The organism is Streptomyces sp. NBC_00258 (assembly GCF_036182465.1).
Taxonomy (GTDB): Bacteria; Actinomycetota; Actinomycetes; order Streptomycetales; family Streptomycetaceae; genus Streptomyces.
In genome coordinates this window covers 373486-392155 of the sequence record NZ_CP108081.1, presented here as the reverse complement: position 1 = coordinate 392155, position 18670 = coordinate 373486, and the positions used below count along the sequence as shown (strand labels likewise).

General features: G+C 68.3%; 15 protein-coding genes and 5 pseudogenes. 15 read left to right on the top strand and 5 right to left on the bottom strand.

Annotated features, from left to right (window positions below):
• Positions 1–55 precede the first annotated feature (55 nt).
• The 9 genes from OG718_RS01725 to OG718_RS01690 all read left to right on the top strand — a co-directional run bounded on the left by OG718_RS01725 (position 56) and on the right by OG718_RS01690 (position 7258).
• On the top strand, positions 56–943 hold the full coding sequence (locus OG718_RS01725; RefSeq protein WP_328842913.1) for a hypothetical protein: 888 nt from the start codon (positions 56–58) through the stop codon (positions 941–943).
• Positions 944–1023: 80 nt separating this feature from the next.
• The gene (locus OG718_RS01720) at positions 1024–1926 is read left to right on the top strand and encodes a hypothetical protein (protein ID WP_328842912.1); all 903 of its coding nucleotides are present in this window, start codon (positions 1024–1026) and stop codon (positions 1924–1926) included.
• A gap of 13 nt (positions 1927–1939) precedes the next feature.
• A complete protein-coding gene (locus tag OG718_RS01715) occupies positions 1940–2965 on the top strand; it encodes an ImmA/IrrE family metallo-endopeptidase (protein ID WP_328842911.1) in 1026 nt (341 codons plus the stop codon).
• Positions 2966–3110: 145 nt separating this feature from the next.
• Positions 3111–3395, top strand: a complete 285-nt coding sequence (locus tag OG718_RS01710) for a DUF3892 domain-containing protein (protein ID WP_328842910.1) — start codon at positions 3111–3113, stop codon at positions 3393–3395.
• 114 nt (positions 3396–3509) lie between these two features.
• Positions 3510–3770: a multiubiquitin domain-containing protein gene (locus tag OG718_RS01705; protein ID WP_145887661.1), complete on the top strand. Its 261-nt coding sequence runs from the start codon at positions 3510–3512 to the stop codon at positions 3768–3770.
• Positions 3745–4914 carry a ThiF family adenylyltransferase gene (locus OG718_RS01700; RefSeq protein ID WP_328842909.1) on the top strand — a complete coding sequence of 390 codons (1170 nt, stop codon included), beginning with the start codon at positions 3745–3747 and terminating at the stop codon, positions 4912–4914. The genes OG718_RS01705 and OG718_RS01700 overlap by 26 nt, the downstream gene beginning before the upstream one ends.
• 50 nt (positions 4915–4964) lie before the next feature.
• Positions 4965–5312: a DUF6527 family protein gene (locus tag OG718_RS54295; protein WP_443055317.1), complete on the top strand. Its 348-nt coding sequence runs from the start codon at positions 4965–4967 to the stop codon at positions 5310–5312.
• 130 nt (positions 5313–5442) lie between these two features.
• Complete coding sequence (locus OG718_RS01695) at positions 5443–6639, top strand: DUF3800 domain-containing protein (protein WP_328842908.1); 1197 nt, start codon at positions 5443–5445, stop codon at positions 6637–6639.
• Positions 6640–6772: 133 nt separating this feature from the next.
• The gene (locus OG718_RS01690) at positions 6773–7258 is read left to right on the top strand and encodes a hypothetical protein (protein WP_328842907.1); all 486 of its coding nucleotides are present in this window, start codon (positions 6773–6775) and stop codon (positions 7256–7258) included.
• Between the two features lie 456 nt (positions 7259–7714).
• On the opposite strand, the gene OG718_RS01685 is transcribed toward OG718_RS01690, so the two are convergent.
• From OG718_RS01685 to OG718_RS01670, 4 genes and pseudogenes are all read right to left on the bottom strand, one after another.
• The gene (locus tag OG718_RS01685) at positions 7715–8755 is read right to left on the bottom strand and encodes an NAD(P)-dependent alcohol dehydrogenase (RefSeq protein ID WP_328842906.1); all 1041 of its coding nucleotides are present in this window, start codon (positions 8753–8755) and stop codon (positions 7715–7717) included.
• A 26-nt stretch (positions 8756–8781) separates the two neighbouring features.
• Entirely contained in the window at positions 8782–9567 is a 786-nt protein-coding gene (locus OG718_RS01680; protein ID WP_328842905.1) for an SDR family NAD(P)-dependent oxidoreductase, read from the bottom strand.
• Between the two features lie 9 nt (positions 9568–9576).
• A complete protein-coding gene (locus OG718_RS01675) occupies positions 9577–10245 on the bottom strand; it encodes a TetR/AcrR family transcriptional regulator (RefSeq protein ID WP_328842904.1) in 669 nt (222 codons plus the stop codon).
• Positions 10246–10491: 246 nt separating this feature from the next.
• Positions 10492–11234 (bottom strand): annotated as a pseudogene (locus OG718_RS01670) (transposase family protein).
• 658 nt (positions 11235–11892) lie between these two features.
• On the opposite strand from OG718_RS01670, the gene OG718_RS01665 reads away from it, so the two are divergent.
• The 6 genes and pseudogenes from OG718_RS01665 to OG718_RS01640 all read left to right on the top strand — a co-directional run.
• The gene (locus tag OG718_RS01665; protein WP_328847661.1) at positions 11893–15228 is read left to right on the top strand and encodes a S8 family peptidase; all 3336 of its coding nucleotides are present in this window, start codon (positions 11893–11895) and stop codon (positions 15226–15228) included.
• Between the two features lie 107 nt (positions 15229–15335).
• Positions 15336–15584, top strand: a pseudogene (locus OG718_RS01660) (zinc-binding dehydrogenase); the annotation flags it as partial.
• Positions 15585–15671: 87 nt separating this feature from the next.
• A pseudogene (locus OG718_RS01655) lies at positions 15672–15875 on the top strand (MBL fold metallo-hydrolase); the annotation flags it as partial.
• A gap of 260 nt (positions 15876–16135) precedes the next feature.
• The gene (locus OG718_RS01650; protein ID WP_328842903.1) at positions 16136–16726 is read left to right on the top strand and encodes an RNA polymerase sigma factor; all 591 of its coding nucleotides are present in this window, start codon (positions 16136–16138) and stop codon (positions 16724–16726) included.
• Positions 16723–17625, top strand: coding sequence for a CU044_5270 family protein (locus OG718_RS01645; protein ID WP_328842902.1), 903 nt, complete (start codon positions 16723–16725; stop codon positions 17623–17625). The genes OG718_RS01650 and OG718_RS01645 overlap by 4 nt, the downstream gene beginning before the upstream one ends.
• A 41-nt stretch (positions 17626–17666) precedes the next feature.
• Positions 17667–17855: pseudogene (locus OG718_RS01640) on the top strand (transposase); the annotation flags it as partial.
• 8 nt (positions 17856–17863) lie between these two features.
• Here OG718_RS01640 and OG718_RS01635 read toward each other — a convergent pair.
• Positions 17864–18637, bottom strand: a pseudogene (locus OG718_RS01635) (transposase); the annotation flags it as partial.
• Positions 18638–18670 lie beyond the last annotated feature (33 nt).

Genomic DNA, 18670 nt, shown 5'->3' with positions numbered 1-18670 from the left:
CGGGGCTTTCGAGGAGCTGCAGACCGGTGAGTTCGGACCGGCCACGTTTGATCTGTTGCGGCACCTGGTGCACCAGGTGCGCCGTGCCTCTGGTTTTCCGCCCCCGGAAGGGCACACTGTCTGGAGTGATGACGCGGCTTACGACGTGATCAGTGCGATGTTGTCCCAGGAAGGAGCGGGACAGCGGTTCGTGACTGTCTGCTTCGCCCAGGCCGCCGACGAGGCCTCCTTGGAGCGGCTGTTCCTCACGTCGATCAAGAATTTCCTCATCGATGAGGCGAAGAAGACGCCGCGGGGCAAGCTCCGACGTCGCATCGCCCGCTTGATGGACGAGGACACGGCCTACCGGAAGAGCAGCGGCTCACCGCCGCGCTGGGCGCTGGCCGGCCACGCCGAAGGAGCCGTGTGGCAGGGAGATCTCGACGATCTCATCGCAGAGGCGGCACGGGTGACAGGTGTCGGTATTACCCGCTGGAACCATTCCGGCCCCACCCCCAGGCAGACGGTCCATGCGCTCAAGACCATCCTCTTGCGCGTGCTCCAGTACGCCCAGGGAGCGGTGCGGGAGGAAGACCTCGCCAAGGTCCTCGAGGCCCGGTTCGATCTCCTGGCGCCAGCCCGCTTCACCGCGTTGTACGCCGATGAAGGCACCGTCGCCGAACTCGTCGATCAGCACACGGCCACCACTGCACCGGACCCCACGGGAGTCGACGGAGTGGCCGAGGACATCTGGCAGCGCCTCTCACCCAACGAACGCCTGCTGCTTCCCTACCTCGATGAGGACGCTCATCACGCGGCGCAGCTGCTGGAGATCCGGCACACCCATGCGGCTGCCGTCCTGGCGAACCTCAAAACAACGCTTCGTACCGCCCTATCCGCGGACAGCGACCGCCAGGCGGTCATGGCCGCCCTGCTGCTGCGCTGCGGTGATGCTCCTTCGTGAACAGCCCCAGTTACGTCGTCTGGACCCAGTGAGAAGAGAATGCGCTGATGGACCACAGCCGAGGAGACGGGGGAGACGGTATGAGCTCTGTCCACACCACTGCCTACCAACGGCTGGTGGCTGCCGCGGCGGGACTGAAAGTGCCCGACGCCGTCCGCCAGGTGGCCACCGCGCCACCCCAGGATCCGCAGCCGGGCCAGATCTGGCGCGCAGTATGGGAGGACACCATCCAGCTGCTGCTGATCACCGCGGCTGGCGGCGATGACACTCTGCGCGCCGTGCCGGCCTCCTTCGAACGGTACGCCGACACCCTGCTCCTGCCCGCTCAGGCGACCACCCTTGAACAGCCACTGGCACTGTGGTGGAGCCTGGAAGCCACCCTTCCGTGGTGTGTGCTGGACCGGCAGGTCAGCGAGCTGACCGGCCGCCCTCCCGCTCTCACCTCCCGCACGCTCGCCGCCGCCGTGCCTGGCACGCAGTGGGGGAGCGGCGCAGCCCCGTCCGCGCCGACCATCGAGTACCGCGGAGTTCTGGCCGACCAGCTCGCGCTCCTTGCCTCGGCACAGTGGGTCCCCCAAGGATCGGGAGGCCTCAACCAGCTGTTTCGTGACCACGGCATCACCGCTATGCAGCTCGGGGCCGAACTGAAACTGCCGCCGCCCCAGGCGCTCGCCATCTGGCGGGGGCAACTGGCCCTGACCGCCGACCAGGCCGCCACACTCGCTGAACGCCTCGGTCAGTCGGCCAGCCAGCTGCTCGCGGCCAATCCCGCCCTACCGCCCGCCGTCGTACACGAACTGAACCGCCCCCTGCGCCGCAAACAGGTCAAGGCACTCGCCGCTCAGCACGACGAGACCGAACGCGAGGCCCGGCTGCGCGCCGCCTACGGTATCTATACGCTCGCCGCACGTGACGACGACCGCACACAGCCGAACTGGACGGCACGCACGGACCGCTACTTCGAACTGCGTCTGGGCGAGTAGGGGGGCACACCGAGTGGTCAACTACGTACTCGCCGGGGCCGCCCGGACCCAGGCCGCAGCGATGGTCCGGGAACTCGAAGCGGCTCGTCCCGGCGCGGTCGAGCGCCTGGCGCAAGGCGCCCTCGCGGAGCTGAGAACCTGGCGCGAGCTGACCGTCCTGGAGGTCGACGAGAATCTGACGGAACAAGGGTGCAGTGTCGCCGGAGCGTATGACTTCGGTCCGCCACCGCACCTGTCCGTCGCCACGTCCGCCAGCCGTGCACGGCGGGACTTCACCGGCCTGCACGAATTGGGCCACCACCTGCAGAAGAACAGCTTCGCCCTCATGGAGCCCTTTGGCAGGGAACCCGACGGTGGCCTCCTCCTTGAGGACGCGGCCTGCGACGCGTTCGCCGCTGAGATCTTGCTCCCTGCGCCCCTCGTCAGCCAGCACCTGGACACCCAGGGACCCACCGCGTCGACGGTCGCCCAGCTGTGGCAGGCGAGCAACGCCTCCCGCATGGCGGTCTGCGTACGAGCCGCCCAGCATCTTCCCGCGCCCGGACACATCCTCCTCCTGGACGCCACGGGACACCTCGCCTTCGCCGCCTCCCACGGCCTTCCGCCCCTGACGCGCGGCAGTTTCCAGGGCGACATAGCCGTCATCGACCGCGCGCTGGCTGGCTCCGGCCACGCACGAGGGCTGACCCAGGTCCGCTACCGCGACGGCATCCTCGGACGGGAACTGCACACCGACTCCGCGCCCATGGACGGCTACCTTGTTGCCGTCCTCGTCACCGACTCCGCCCCCTGGCGCGCCTTCACCCCACCCACTCCCGACACCGGCCCGCAGTCACGCGACTACATCTGCGCGAACTGCGACGAGGAGTACCGCTCCTTCGCCCCCGCCTGCCGGTGCTGCCACGTCCCCCCGTGCCCCGACTGCGGCCGCTGTGCCTGCCCGCCCCGCGTGAACGAACGCTACTGCCCGGGATGCTTCATGCTGCACCCGCCCTCGATGTTCCCTGCAGACAGCGACCGCTGTCTCAACTGCGACTGACGCCTCTTCACCCCCATCTGCACCACGTTCACGCCTACCCGCGAGTTACGTCGTCCGTCCCAGGCGAAGCACCCCACCCAGGGGTGAACGGAACCCGGGCGCCGGCCGCGGGCGCCGTCGGAACCTCGCCGGCAGGAACAGAACGATGGCTATTCAGATCACCGCGGTGCGCCTGTCGACCGGCGGCACCACGCACGAACACATCACCCACCTGTGGTGGACCGAGCAGGCGTCCGGCAAGGCCGGCGACAACACGCGGGCGCAGATCGTCGACTGGATCGAGAACCAGGCCGGCAAGGCCTACACCAGTGACCGGGCCGGGCATCGCACGGAAGTCGCCGTGGTGACGCCCGCCCGAGGCGAGAAGTACCTCCGCACCCGCGCCGACGGCGTGTGGACCAACAACCTCCTTGCCCTTCCCCAGCGCTGACCCGCCCCAACAACACGGCTGTCCGGCGCGCCGCCCCTGCGGTGGCCCGCCGGACGCTCGCCCCGCCCGGGGCACCTCCGGGCGAACACACGACCCCCTCACCTAGGAGGATCCATGTCTCAGGACAGCCACGGGCCCGCGCCCGTCACGATCATCGTCAACGCCCGACCGCACACCTGGGAGGCGAAGGAGATCACCTTCGAGCAGGTCGTCGACCTGGCCTACCCCGGCCAGCCGCCGAACGACCAGGACACCTACACCGTCCGTTACAGCCGCGGCCACGACGGCCACGGAACGGGCAGCCTCACCGCCGGCCACAGCGTCAGAGTGAAGAAGGGGATGGTCTTCGATGCCTACCGCACTTCTCGCTCGTGACCCGGACCTGGCCCGCCTCCTCGACGACGGCTACGACGTCGTCGTCCACGCAGGCCACATCATCGTCCGGCACATCCCATACGTCACCGAGAACCGCACCGTCGAACACGGCTTCCTCGCCTACCCCATGACCATCAGCGGGGACCGCCTGGTCTCCGGAACCGACCACCGCATCTGGTTCAGCGGCTCCGCCCCCTGCGACGAGCACGGCCGCCCCCTAGCTCTCGCCAATCCCGAGAACCGGGTGATTGCCGAGGGCATGCAGGCGAACTTCATGCTCTCCAGCAAACCCAGCCCCGACGGCTACCCCGACGAGTACACGAAGATCACCGCGTACGCGAGGATCATCGCCGACCAGGCACACGCACTCGACTCCACAGCCACCCCCACCCCCGGCGCCGCATGGCAGGAGATCGAGGACGACAGCCCCTTCGCCTACCGCGACACCGCCACCTCCCGCGCCGGAATCGCAGCCGTCAACCGCCGTTTTCGAGGCCACCGCATCGTGATCGTCGGCCTCGGAGGCAGCGGAAGCTACATCCTCGACCAGGTCGCCAAGACCGAGGTCGACTCGATCCTCCTCATCGACGGTGACACCTTCGACAACCACAACGCCTTTCGGACCCCCGGCGCCCCCACCCTCGACACCCTGCGTGACCGCCCGCCCAAGGCCACCTACCTTGCCTCGATCTACGCGAACATGCACCAAGGTCTGTCCGCCTGCGAGCAATACCTCGACGAGGACAACCTCGACCTGCTCACCGGGGCCACATTCGTGTTCCTCGCCTCCGATGACGCGGCGAGCAAGTCGGCGATCATCGACTGGCTCGAAGCACACGGCGTACCGTTCATCGACGTCGGCATGGGCATCGAAGAGATCGACGGCCGCCTCAGCGGACTCCTGCGCGTCACCACCAGCCTCCCGGGCCGCCGAGACGCAGCCCGCCGCCGCATCCCCCAGCCGGCGCCCGAACGCGACGCCTACGCACGCAACATCCAGACCGCGGATCTCAACGCGCTCAATGCAGTCTTGGCTGTCATCCGTTGGAAACGCTCCATCGGTATCTACGCCGACGCCACCGACGAGAGCCACACCACGTACTCACTGATCACTAACGAGATCGCCAACGAGGATTTGCCGTGACCGCACGAGACATTCTGCGCCCGGTCTTCACCGAGGCCTTCCCCCCAACGATGGACGCAGGGGTTCTGTACGTCTCGATCCCCTACCGCACCTGCGGTCACCTCTGCTGCTGCGGTTGCGGCCACGAGGTCATCACACCACTGTCCCCAGCGCAATGGTCCATTGCCTACGACGGTGAGAACGTGTCTCTCACCCCCTCGATCGGCAACTGGGCGCTCCCTTGCCGGTCGCACTACTGGATCCATCACGGCCGCGTCCGATGGAGCCGGCACTACTCGGCGGCAGAAATCGCTCAGAACAGGGAGCGTGACCGTCACCTGCTAGCCCAAAATACCGAAGGGCACAGGCCAAGGCCGCTGGCCAGGCTGCGTCGTCACCTGCAGTCGTGGCGCCGGTAGGCCAACGAGCGGGCTACCAGGCCAACGCGCAGCCCCCCCCGCGGTACCTGGAGCGCAGGCGAGGGCATTGAGGCCGGGCAAGCTTGAGGCGCGGCTTGTCCCTGGCGATGGGCGCGCGGAGTATGTCGGCATGATCGAACGTGACCATGCGCCGAATGCTGGAACGGGACTGCTCGGAGCGCGCTTCAGCCGCCGCAACCGCCAGGCGCCCACCGACGACCGTACCGGCACCGGCCGGTGGATCGCCATCGACGAGTCCGGCTACCACGGCGACCAACTCCACGGCCGCGACCGCTACATGATTCTGGGCTCGGTGGTCATCGACGACACCGAAGCCGCCGTCATCGTGGACACACTGCGACGCGAGGCAGGCATCCAGAAGCCCGCGAGGGAGGTGAAGTTCCAAAGGATGTTCACCGGCGGGGGAGCCGGTCACCGCCGCCGGCTCCTGAGCGAACTGCTGGCCCCCGGCGGGCCCCTGCACGGCCGTGCCTCGGTGTACGCGATCGACAAGCACTACTTCGTCGCGGCCAAGCTCGTGTCCCTCCTGGTGGAGGAGCGGTTCCACGCCCTGGGCCACGACATCGTCAGCAACGGCGTGGGCCGGCAACTGGCCCTGGACCTGGCCACCGAAGGCCCCCGGGCCCTGGGCCGCGACGGCTTCGACCGGCTCATCGCCACCGCCGTGGGCTTCTTCTCCAAGAAGAACCGCACAGGCGACCAGGTCACCGTCGACGACCTCTACGCCGTCATCCAGGAGTCCTGCGCCTACGCCCGCCGCCGCAAGGCGCCCCAGGCGAAGAAGGCAGCAGAGGTCCTGGACATGCTGCGCAAGACCCGCCCGGAAGCGGAGGAGTTCGCCCGTGAGCGTCCGGCCGAGGCCACGCCGACCGGAGAGCATGGCCTTCTGGATGACACGATGGACCCCCTCATCACCGCCGTGCCCACGGCCATTCTTCACGCGTCGATACGTTACGGCGGCAAGCTCCAGGTCCTCGCGGACGATCAGCGGCTGCTGACCGACGACAAACTCGAGGTCCTGGAACGCGGAGTTACAGCCGTGGGCCTGGTCCACGGCCTCATCAAGGCAAACCACCTCCAGGATCTGGTGCGTGGCCGCTCGGTGGACCACCCCTCCCTCCAACTCGCTGACCTAGTGGCGGGCGCAGGACGGGCGGTCGCGCGATGGCATGACGGCGAGGACGAGCCCGCCGGAAACGATCTTCACGTCGTGGTAGCACCACTGGTGGATCCCGACGGACTGCTCATGAACGAAAGGCCCGAAGATTTCGCGCGGATCGACACCGCCCGCACGAAACGTCGCTGACGGCCGGGTCAGATGAGTCGCCCGCGGTGGCGGGAGCGGTGTCCCGGACGAGCTCTGCGAAGCGTTCGCGGCTGCGGTTCTGTTCCTGTTCGGCTCGTGCGTCGTCCCATTCCTCCAGGTCGTCGCAGCCATCGTGGTTGAGGTTCTCGTACTCACTGTGGAGGAGCCAGCAGCCGTGGATTCCGGTGAGGGGGTCCTCGAGGAGGCCACATGCGGGCCGCTGAGGGGCGAGAGGGGTCAGCCGCAGAGCGACGCCGGGTTCTTCCTCGCCGCTGTGCCTGGTGAGTGTCTCGTGGAGGTCCTCGAGCTGTTCCCGCAGAGCGGTGGGGTCGGGCAGTACACCGTCGGTGACCTGCATGGCATGCCGGACAAGTCTGGTCACAGCGTCGTACGGCGAAACGCCGTCGTAGATGAGGCCGAGGACGAGGGTAGGCGACGCGTGGGGCAGCTCCTCGATGTTGTCGGCTTCCAGAACCACGCGGTTGGGTCGAGCCCGGATGCCTCGCCGGTGACCTCGGCTGCCGCGGCGATCCAGTGGGCTGCCGCGGCCGAGGCCGCCGTCGGATCGATGCCCCGGAACAGATCGTCGGGGCCGAAGGGATCCTGCTGCAGGAGTTGATCGGCGGCGGCGACCTGCACGGGAGAGGCGTCCTCACGGCTGAGGAGGACAGCCTGCTGGGATCGGCCGCTAAGGTCACCGAGCTCGGCACTCTCCACGGCCGCGAGCTCAACGGCGACTTCAGCGGCAATGCCCTTCACAAGCTGCCACCCGCCCCCGCCGCACGGCGCAGGCGGGCGGGTAGGTGGCGCAACACTGCCGCACCAGCAGCAGACAGAAGCGAGAGACCGTCCTCAAGTCAAAGTCCTCACGCTTTGGTGATGTGACGGACCTTCCGAGCCGAAATACCCGGAATGCTGAGAGCCATTGAGGCTCTAAGCAACGGTCCAACGCCTGACGTTCCGGGCGGTGGTCCCCACGGTCGTGGTGCATCGACGGGTGATCGGCACGGACGGGCCGGCCACGGCGCAGGCGGGGCCGGTGGAGCGTCGCTGACTGTGAACCGCTGTACGCGGCTCAGTGGTTGGGAACGATGACCGCTCGGCCGTCGACCTTCCCGGCGTGCAGGCGCTCGTAGGCGAGTGGGGCCTCGTCGAGGAAGTAGGTCTCGGTGTGTACGGACACGGCGCCCGAGCGGGCCAGGTTCAGTACCTCGATGAGTTCGCTCCGGCTGCCCCAGTAGGGCGCGGCGACCGACACCTCGAAGGGAAGGGACCCGAAGCCGACGGGCAGGGCGCCGCCGCCGATGCCGACGATGGTGACGTCGCCCTCCACGGCGGCCAGGGCACCCGCGGTTCGCAGGGTGGGCTCGGCGCCGACGAAGTCGAAGACGGCCTCGGCGCCGAGACCGCCGGTCAGGGTGCGTACGGCGGTGGCCGCTCCTGCGTCGGAGAGCACCGTCTCGTGGGCGCCGACCTCCTTCGCCAGCCGCAGCTTGTCCTCGCTGACGTCGAGGGCGATCACGCGGGCTGGCGTGAGCGCGCGCAGCAGTTGGATGGCGACGTGGCCGAGGCCGCCGGTGCCGATGACCACGGCCGTCGAGCCGGGGACCAGCTTCGGCAGCGATCGCTTGATCGCGTGGTACGGGGTGAGGCCCGCGTCGGTCAGCGGGACCGCGGCGACCGGGTCCAGACCGTCCAGCGGTACGAGATGGCGCGGGTCGTCGACGAGCAGGTACTCGGCGATGGCGCCCGGCGTGCCGAGCCCCGGTGGCCGGATGCCCAGGGCGTCCGCGCGCAGGCAGTAATTCTCCTTGCCCTGCGCGCACTTGGCGCAGGTGCCGCAGCCCCAGGGCCCGTACACCGCGACCGCGTCGCCCTCACGTACACCGCTGACGCCTGCGCCCAGCGCGGCGACCGTGCCGACACCCTCGTGGCCGAGGGTGAGCGGAAGCTCGTAGGGGAAGTTCTCGGCCGGCCAGCTCATCACCGCGATGTCGGAGTGGCAGACGCCGGCGGCGGTGACCTTCAGCAGGACCTGGCCTGGGCCGGGCTCGGGGTCGGGGACCGTGACCACCTCGGGGGCGGCGCCGATCGTGTGGTACTGCAGTGCCTTCATGACGCGAACTCCTTTCTATGCCCGGCTCAGAGGGCGGTGTAGGCGCCGTCGACCAGGTGGTAGCTGCCGGCCACGAAGGAGGCGCGGTCGGAGAGCAGGAAGGCGATCAGCTCGGCGACCTCCTCGGGGCGGCCGAGGCGGGCGATCGGGTGTAGGGCGACCAGGCCGTCGTACGCCTCCTGGTCCATGTCCTTCAGTAGCGGGGTCTCGATGAAGCCGGGGCCGACGGCGTTGACGCGGATGTTCTTCGCGGCGTACTCGGCGGCGGCGGTCTTGGTCAGGCCGACCACGCCGTGCTTGGCGGCGACGTAAGCGGAGGAGCCGGCGAAGCCGACCGAGCCGAGGATGGAGGCCACGTTGACGATCGCGCCGCCCTGCCCGGCCGCTTCGATGGCGGGGAGCTCGTGGCGCAGGGAGTAGAAGACTCCGTCCAGGTTGGTGCGGATGACCCGGCTGTAGGCGTCGAGGTCGTACTCGCCGGTCGGGGCACTCGGGCCACCGATGCCGGCGTTGTTCACGGCGAGGTGCAGTGCGCCGAAGGTGTCCACGGCAAAGGCGACGGCGGCGGCAACGGACTCGGGATCGGTCACGTCGAGCTTCACGGCGGAGGCCTTGATGCCCTCGGCCTTGAGGTCCTCGGCGGCCTGCGCCGCGCCCTCGGCGTTGTAGTCGGCGATGACGACGTTTGCGCCGTCGGCTCCGAGACGGCGGGCGGTAGCCAGGCCGATGCCGGAGGCGGCGCCGGTGACCAGGGCGGTACGACCGGCGAACTCACTGTTGTAGGTGAACTCACTGCTGGGGGTGGTGCGCATGTGCTGTTCTCACTCTTCGGAAGTTGGTTCGGTGGCCGCGGAGGCGGCTTCCGAGATCAGGGCGTCGTAGGCCCGCTCCACCAGGGCGGCCAGGTCTGCGGCGCCCGAGTCGTGGCTTTCACTGCCGCGCGCCCAAGCGCGCAGCGCTGCGGTGAGGACTCCGGCGGCGGCGTCCACGACAACGGCTGGGCGCATGTCCCGTACGTCGTCCGTGTCGAGCCGTTCGGCGATGATGCGGATCGACTCCTCCTGGGCGTCGACCCGGATGCGTTCGTAGGCGGCGAACAAGGCGGGCTCGGCGTCCACCAGGGTCAGCAGCCGCCGCATCCGGGGCCGCAGATGATGCGCCGGGTTCTCCTGGTCAGCGAGCCACGCGCGCACCGCCCGCCGGTATGCGAGCAGCGGCGGTTCCCCGGCGGGCCGGACGCGCAGCAGGTCGTTGATGCGGTCGCCGTCACCCCGGACGAAGTCCAGGGCCGCGTCCTCCTTGCCGGTGAAGTGCCGGCTGAAGGTGCGGCGGGTGACGTCGGCCTCCTCCACGATCGCCTCCACGGTCGTGGCCGCCAGCCCGTGTTCCAGGATCAGCTCCACCGCGGCGCAGGCCAGCGCGTTCCGCGTCTGCTGCGCCTTGCGCCGCCGCCGGTCCTGCGTCGGGTGGGCTGGCTCCGTTGCCTTCATGGTTGCGAGCATACGCCTTGATGTCTCATTGGGACACATGTCCCACCGGGACTCTTGTTGAGAGGGTGCTCTCTTCCGTTATTTAGTCCCGGATTGCCGTTTTAAGGGCAATGTTGTGACTCTGTTGGTGATGTTGCCCGGGGCGCTGACGGCGGGGCCGTCGGATGGTTCGCTGGAGGAGTGCGGGGTGGCCTCGGATCTTGGGGTGTGGGGGCTGTTTCGTTACGGCCAAGGAGTGAGGTGTTTTCATCCTGACGCGGCTGCGAGGTGCAGAGTGAGCACGGCCTTGACGATCGCGGTGATGCGGTTGGTGCTGCAGCGCAACTTCCGCAGCAGACGCCAGCTCTTGAGCGTGGCCATGGCCTGCTCACCGACGCAGCGGATCTTGGCGTGGGTGGTGTTGTGGCGTCGTTGCCACCGCTTGAGGCGTCGCCCCTTGAACGGGACTCGAACGTTCCCAGCCGCGCCCTGATACGCCTTATCGGCCCAGCACTTGAGGCCGGCCTCGGCAAGGGCGTCAATGATTCCGTGCTCGCGTGCCGCCGTCAGGTCATGTGTCGCGCCGGGCAGTGCGGGCGACGCCCACAGCAGCCGTCCGAACGGATCGGTCAGCACCTGAACGTTCATACCGTGATGCCGCTTCTTATCGGAGTAGTAAAGGGCCGGTCGGCGGCGATCCGGTTGATCGGCAGCACGGTGCCGTCCAGGATCACGTACGCTTTCGAACAGGCCATTGCCATTGCCTCGTTGAGCGTGGGCGCAAGCGCGGCCAGAACGTCGATCGCCTCGCGGACGTAGCGGTACACGGTGGCAATCCCGATGCCGACCCCGGCTGCGAGCTGCGCATACGTGTCGCCACACCGCAGATGGGCCAGGGCGAGCAGGGCCTGGCGTCGGGGAGTCAGCCTCCGCCACCGACTGCCTATCTCCCGACTCAGGTGACGCAGGTGCACGGTGGACAGATCGATGGCCGACGGGTAGACAAGCACACGGAGCTCCTGGAACGACGGTTGATCTTGGTCGACAACTCGTCCACCAGGAGCTTCGACGTTCCGCAGGCCCGTCCAACTCCGAGTCACCCTGGGCAGGTTGGAAGGTGCTCAGTGCGCCGAGGGCGACCATGGCGGTGTCGGCGAAGACCGCGGTGAAGTCCAGGCCAACTCGCAGAGCGTCGCGCGTGCGTAGATATCCAGACCTCCGGGTGTATGTCCCGACGGTCACCAACTCCTACTGGGGCGAGTGAATCGCCGCCCGCCTGAGTCGCTCGGGTGATAGCGGAGCGGGGCAAGAGGGCTTGGTCATCTTCACTTGTGGGTGACTGGCGGGGCAGGCACCGGAGCACGGGGAGCCGAGCCGCTCCGTGGCCCCCGCCTGCGAAGGAGCTGTGGATCAACGACGTTGGATAACGACTTAGTTACAGGATGGGCTGCAAGTACCGAACGGCCGAACCCGTTGGCACGCAGCCGAGAAGTGGAGGGTGTTGGAACAGACCGCCTTTCATGAAGGGCTGACTGTTATGCAGGTCTGAATCAGAGCCCGCGCTGTGCTGATTGAGACCGCACCAACCGGGCCTGCACCGTTCCACCGGCCGGATGGACGGGGATCCATCCCGGACCTGCATCTCCAGGAGGAGACTTGCGCAGACAAGTGAAAAGAGCGTGCGTGGCCACGATCGCCGCGGCGGCAGCCGTGGCCCTGGCAGCGGGCATGACCAGCCCGGCGTCGGCGGAGGCCAGGCCCACGGCCGCCGACTCGGCCGTGCCGACCACGCCCAAGCACCGCATCACCCTGATCACCGGCGACCGTGTGGTCGTCGACGCCAAGGGCCGCGTCGTCGGCCTGGAGCGGGCCAAGGGCCGCGAGGGCATACCCGTCCAGGTCCGCACCGCGGGCGGGCACACATTCGCCGTGCCGGCCGACGCGGCCCGGCTGATCGCCTCCGGCAAGCTCGACCAGCGGCTCTTCGACGTCACCGAGCTCAACAAGTCGGCCAACCGCAAGGCCCAGAAGCAGGGCCTCAAGCTGATCGTCGACTACCGCGGCGCGGCCGCGACGGCGAGGTCGGACGTCCGTGACGCCGGTGACACGAAGGTCCGCCGGACCCTCAAGTCCCTGGACGCGGACGCAGTGCTGACGCCCGAGGACGACGCGCCCGATCTGTGGTCCGCGGTCACCGACTCCCGGAGCGGTGACGCGCAGACCGCGCCCGGCATCGCCCACGTGTGGCTCGACGGCGTCCGCACGGCCACCCTCGACAAGTCCGTCAATCAAATCGGCGCCGACAAGGCCTGGGCCGCCGGGTACGACGGCAAGGGTGTCAAGATCGCCGTGCTGGACACGGGCATCGACACGACCCACCCGGACCTCAAGGACCAGGTCGTCGCCGAGAAGAACTTCTCCACCGCCCGCGACGTGACCGACAAGCACGGGCACGGTACGCACGTCGCGTCCACCGCGGCCGGTACGGGTGCTGCGTCTGGCGGTAAGTACAAGGGTGTCGCGCCGGGCGCCAAGCTGCTCAATGGCAAGGTGCTCAACGACTCGGGCTCCGGCGACGACTCGGGCATCATCGCGGGTATGGACTGGGCGGCCGAACAGGGCGCCGACGTCATCAACCTCAGCCTGAGCAGCGGCGACACCCCCGAGGTGGACCCGGTGGAGGCCACGGTCAACAAGTTGTCCGAAGAGAAGGGCATCCTCTTCGCGATAGCTGCCGGTAACTTCGGCAAGCGGGGCGGGCAGTCGGTCGGCTCCCCGGGCAGCGCGGCGGCCGCGCTCACCGTGGGTGCCGTCGACGACAATGACAAGCTGGCCGACTTCTCCAGCACCGGACCGGGCCTCGACGGCGCCATCAAGCCCGACGTGACCGCACCCGGCGTGGCCATCACCGCCGCCTCGGCCAAGGACAGCGTCATAGCGAAGGAGGTCGGCGAGAAGCCTGCGGGCTACGTCACCATCTCGGGTACGTCGATGGCGACCCCGCATGTCGCGGGCGCCGCGGCGATCCTGAAGCAGCAGCACCCGGACTGGAAGTACACCGAGCTCAAGGGTGCGCTGACCGGCTCCGCCAAGGGCGGCAAGTACACGCCGTTCCAGCAGGGTTCGGGCCGCATCCAGGTCGACAAGGCCATCAAGCAGACCGTGATCGCCAACCCGTCGTCCGTGAGCTTCGGCATCCAGCAGTGGCCGCACACCGACGACACCCCGGTCACCGAGAAGGTCACCTACCGGAACCTCGGCACGGCCGACGTCACGCTGAGCCTCTCCGTGACGGTCACCAACCCGAAGGGCCAGGCCGCTCCGGCCGGCTTCTTCACGCTCGGCGCCAAGACGCTGACCGTCCCGGCGGGCGCCACCGCCTCCGTCGACCTCACGGTCAACACCAAGCTGGGCGGCACGCTCGACGGCGCGTACTCCGCGTACGTGACTGCGACCGCCGCCGGCGGCGGTGAGAGTGTGCGCACGGCCGCGGCGGTGCAGAACGAGATCGAGTCCTACGACGTCACGCTCAAGATGATCGACCGCGACGGCAACCCTGCGAAGTACGTCAACACCAGGCTGGACGGTGTCTCCGGCCTGGCAACGGGGAAGCCGTTCTTCTTCCTTCTCTACGACGAGTCCGGCACTGTCAAGGTCCGGGTGCCCAAGGGCGGATACATCCTCGACTCGACGTTCTTCGCCGACCCGGGGGACATCACCAGGGGTGCCGACTGGGTGGCCCAGCCGAAGCTAAGCATCATGAAGAGCGTCACGATCACGGTGGACGCGCGGACCGCGAAGCCGGTGAACATCACCGTGCCCGACACGGCCGCCAAGTCGGGGTTCGCGGTGCCGGACTACGCGGTGGAAGCAGGCAACAACCGCTACGAGTACGGCTGGTTGCTGGACACGTACGCCAACTTCCGTACCGCGCACGCCGGTCCTGAGATCGCCGACGGTTCGCTGTTCCAGCAGTGGGCCAGCCACTGGACCAAGGACGGCGAGGAGTACCACTCCGTCGCGGGCGGCAAGGTGAAGAAGGTCGCCACCGGCTACACCAAGCACTACAAGGCGAGCGAACTGGCCACGCTGAAGGTCGGCCTGGGCGCCTCGACGAGCGGCAAGGAGGGCACGGTCTGGACCACCGGCTGGCTGCCCGGCAGCTTCCGTTCCTCCGGGTTCGCTGACCCTCAGACGCTGCCCAGTACCCGGAAGGTGCACGTGTCCACCGCGGACGGCGTGAAGTGGGAGCAGCGCTTCGAGCAGCATGGCGGGGTCGACCCGAATGGCTTGCCGATCACCGGGGCCTCCTACTCGCTCGGCGACCGCCAGACCTTCAAGGCAGGCAAGAGCTACGAGAAGATCTACAACACTGCGGTCTTCGGTCCGAGTCTTGGCTCCGGCTTCGGTATCCAGCGCAGAGGCAACGAGATCTACGGCAAGGTCCCGCTGTGCGCCGACGGCAAGAACCACGTCGGCTCCTCGCTCTTCTCGTCGGTCACCACGACGCTCTACCGCAACGGAACCAAGGTCGGCTCGAACGACGACCCGCTGTTCGGCAACAAGACCTTCAAGGTCCCGGCCAACGACGCCTCGTACAAGCTGACCACCTCGGTCACGCGTAGCGTCGAGGTCGCGGCGGCCTCCACCCGCATCGACGCCAGCTGGACGTTCCGCTCGAAGGAAGTCACCAGCGCCGTGCTGCCCGCGTCGATGGTCCGCTTCAACGCGGCCGTCGGACTGGACAGCAGGGCACCGGCCGACAAGAAGGTCTCCATCCCGGTGACCGTCCAGGGTTCTGCCGCCGGCAAGAACCTCAAGTCGCTGTCGGTGTACGTGTCGTACGACTACGGGCAGACCTGGAAGAAGGTCACCGTCAAGAACGGCAAGATCGGCGTGACGAACCCGGCCAAGGGCAAGGGCATCTCGTTCCACGCGAAGATCACCGACAAGAAGAACAACAAGTCTACGATCTCGATCTACAACGCGTACTACGGGAAGTGAGCCGTGAGGGTTAATCCTCTGGTTCGCTGAGCACTGACATCTACGAACGGCCCGTCGGTAGCGCTTCCGACGGGCCGTCCGTGTTTGTGCGGGGACGGCGCACACCGTGGACCGGCGGCTTCGGCGCCGACACCGTCATCGAGGCCGTCGGCCGCCCGAAGACGTACCGGCAGGCCTTCTACGCTCGCGACCTCGCCGGCACCTTGGTCCTCGTCGGCGTCCCCACCCCGGAGATGACACTGGAACTGCCCCTCCTGGACGTCTTCGGCCGTGGCGGAATCCTGAAGTCCTCCTGGTACGGCGGCCGCCTGCCCTCCCGCGACTTCCCCATGCTCCTCGACCTCTACCTCCAGGGCGCCGGGACCTGGACGCCTTCGCTGGTATGCACAAGGGCGACGACTGGCGCCCGAACGGACGCGTGATCACGTCAGACCCGTTCCAGCCTGGACGGTGGAACCCGGGGGCGTCGACAACAACGTCTGGGTCGTCGGCGACGACCACGAGGCGGTCGACATCGACGCTGCCCACGACGCCGAGGCGATCGCCTGTGCCGTCGGAGACCGCCGACTGACCGCCATCATGTGTACCCATGCCCACGACCACGTCGACACTGCCCCGATCTCGCCGAAGCCTCCGGAGCACCCGTCAGGGCCGTCTCACCACGGCTGCGGCTGCGGCTGCGGCTGCGGCGGGGACCATCTTGCGCCTGGCCGCGTTTGCCGGCCCGGCCCACAGCTGATCTTTCAGCATCAGGTAACGAACTGGCAAAGGGTGGTCCGGGTGGACCGATCGGCCGAACTCAGTGGTGCCCAAGTGAGTAAGGGGATGTGACAGGCGGGACCTCCTTCGTGAAGGGCATAGTTGATGCACGCGCTGGATCAGAGTCGCCGCTGTGCCGGGTGAGGCCGTGGCCGCAGGTCTAGGGGGGCACGCCGGGGAGACGGACGGTGCGGTCATCATCCGCTCCCTGGAAAACCCGGAGCACTTCGAGGTGGTCTACGACCGGCATGTCATGGCCATCCATCGCTACGCGTCGCGGCGGGTCGGCATCACGCTGGCCGACGACGTGGCGGCGGAAACCTTCCTGCGTGCGTTCCGGGCGCGCTTCCGGTACGACCCGGCTGCGGCCAGCGCGCTGCCGTGGCTGTACGGGATCGCCACCAATGTGCTGCACACCCATCGCCGCCGGGAGAAGGCCCAGTACCGGGCATGGGAGCGTACCGGTGCAGATCCGGTGGTCGCTGCCGACCACGCCGAGGGGGTGGTCCTCCAAGTCGCGGCGGGGGAGCGGGCTCGGCAGTTGAGCGGGGCGCTGGCCCGGTTGACACAGAAGGAGCGTGACGTGGTTCTGCTTGTGACGTGGGCGGAGTTGTCGTACGAACAGGCGGCGGAGTCCTTGGGGATACCGGTCGGCACGGTCCGCTCCCGCCTCAACCGCGCCCGCGGCCGACTGCGGGACATCCTGAACCGGTTCGACCTCTCCGAGGACCTGGGATGAACAACACAGACGATCTTGAGGAGCTCGGCTCCGTCCGTGACGGCGTGCCGCCTATGTCTGCCCGCGCCTACCAGGCCGGACGTCGACGGCTGCGCGAGGAGATGGCCGACCCGACAACTCGCCACAGCAGGCTGCTCAGCCGCCGCCTGCTGATATCAGGGGCACTGGCAGGAGCCCTGACTGCGGGATTCATCAGCTACCAGCTCACCGCGCCGGCCGGCAGCCAGACGGCGGCTGCGGCCGAGATCCTGACCCAGGCCGCCGACGCGGTCGCGCCGGCCAAGCCCCTGCACCCTCGTCCCGACCAATACGTGTACCGGGAGACCCTGCTCCTCACCAATGGTCTCAAGAACAGGAGCCAGTCCTGGAAGTCGGCCGACGGCAGACGGCCGAGCATGCAGAAGTCCCGTGGTGACATCATCAATGGCACCGCAACCCTTCCCGTCTACAGCAGTCGGCAGGGCCTGGCCAACGCCCCCTATCTTGTGCTTGCCGCACTCCCGACCGATCCCGGTAGGCTGCTCGCCTTGCTCGCAAAGGATCCGGGGGTCAGGGCGCAAGTGCGCGGCGGATCCAGCCAGGCCCTGGCTGTCTGGAGCCTGATGCGGGACATGGCCGGGGCCGCTCCGCCTGCTCAGCAGGCCGCCCTATTCCGTGCTGCGGCCAACACCCTCGGCATACAGCGGACCGACACCGCAGTGAAAGTCGCGGGGCAGACCGGCGTCGCGGTCGGACTGCACGACCCAGGGCTCGGGCGCGTCGAAATGGTGTTTGCCACCTCCGACCACCACTACCTGGGTGAGCGCATCGTCAAAGACGGCCAGCCCGACCAGGTGCAGTTCATATATTTCCTCCAGCGCACTGCCGTGGTTGACAGGGTCGGCCGGCTGCCCGCTTGAGTTTTCCGGACGGCCCACGGCCAAGGCCGGAGTCATGGAGAGACGTGTCGTTTCCCAAGGACGGCCGGATGTCGGTCGCCGTCGCGCACCAGTACTGCGGGGCCCTGGGCAAGCAGGCGAACTGTCAGGTGGCGGTCAGCGTGCACGCGGTCACCGATGCGGCCTCCGTCCCGCTTCAGTGGCGGCTGTTCCTGCCCAGGGAGTGGGACAGCGACGCCGAACGCCGGCGTCTCTGCCAGGCGCACGTCGTGACCTGGTCAGGGGTGTGCCAGGACTCAGGCTTGGAGAAGGTGAGGACGCCGCCGTGCTTGCGGGGCTGTCCACCGCGTGGGGTGGAGCGGCGTGGGCCGGCGTCCCGGAGCATGACGCGGTCCGAGCGGAGCCGGCCGACCAGCTCGACGGGCAGGTCGGCCAGGACATGGGCGAGGCGAGTGACGTCGTAGCCGGTGTCCATGACGACGAGGATGTCCGCGTCGCCCGGCCGCCACTGCCCGGCGTGCACCAGCCGGGTGACCACCTCGCACAGCTGGGTGGCGGTCACCGCGGTGGCGTCGTCGGTCGGCCCCAGCCGGATCGCGTCCAGCACGGCCGTCCAGGACGTGCGTCCCGTCTCCAGCGCGGCGACGAAGGAATAGGGCCAGCCGGGGATGAACTGATCAGCGCTGCGGCCCCGCCCATAGACGTGACAGAACAGCAAGTCCGGGCTGGTGGGGGCGTCGGGACGCAGCCAGTTGCTCACGTCGACCGCGAGCACGATCCGCCCGTCAGCGGCACGCGGCAGCGGCGTGGAGGCCAGCAGCCTGCGCAGGCGGCGCGGTTCCAGCCAGCCGTGGTTAACCGCGTCGTGCATCGCCCCGTGCCCACGCCGGTGCTCGGCCGTGAGCGTCAACTCGACCAGCGACGTCACCGGGCCGTCCGAGCACAGCACCGCGTCGGTCAGCTCGAAGAGCGCATCCGCCCGGGTGTAGAGGCAGTCGTAGAACTGGACACGAAAGTGGGACAGGACACCCAACGCGGCGTCAGCGGACTGTTCAGGGGCGAGACT

Excerpts from the sequence above, each read along its gene's own strand:
- OG718_RS01710 (WP_328842910.1), top strand. The coding sequence starts at position 3,111 with ATGGCTATTCAGATCACCGCGGTGCGCCTGTCGACCGGCGGCACCACG.
- OG718_RS01700 (WP_328842909.1), top strand. The coding sequence starts at position 3,745 with ATGCCTACCGCACTTCTCGCTCGTGACCCGGACCTGGCCCGCCTCCTC.
- OG718_RS01645 (WP_328842902.1), top strand. The coding sequence starts at position 16,723 with ATGAACAACACAGACGATCTTGAGGAGCTCGGCTCCGTCCGTGACGGC.
- OG718_RS01695 (WP_328842908.1), top strand. The coding sequence starts at position 5,443 with ATGATCGAACGTGACCATGCGCCGAATGCTGGAACGGGACTGCTCGGA.
- OG718_RS54295 (WP_443055317.1), top strand. The coding sequence starts at position 4,965 with ATGGACGCAGGGGTTCTGTACGTCTCGATCCCCTACCGCACCTGCGGT.
- OG718_RS01720 (WP_328842912.1), top strand. The coding sequence starts at position 1,024 with ATGAGCTCTGTCCACACCACTGCCTACCAACGGCTGGTGGCTGCCGCG.
- OG718_RS01675 (WP_328842904.1), bottom strand. The coding sequence starts at position 10,245 with ATGAAGGCAACGGAGCCAGCCCACCCGACGCAGGACCGGCGGCGGCGC.
- OG718_RS01685 (WP_328842906.1), bottom strand. The coding sequence starts at position 8,755 with ATGAAGGCACTGCAGTACCACACGATCGGCGCCGCCCCCGAGGTGGTC.
- OG718_RS01705 (WP_145887661.1), top strand. The coding sequence starts at position 3,510 with ATGTCTCAGGACAGCCACGGGCCCGCGCCCGTCACGATCATCGTCAAC.
- OG718_RS01680 (WP_328842905.1), bottom strand. The coding sequence starts at position 9,567 with ATGCGCACCACCCCCAGCAGTGAGTTCACCTACAACAGTGAGTTCGCC.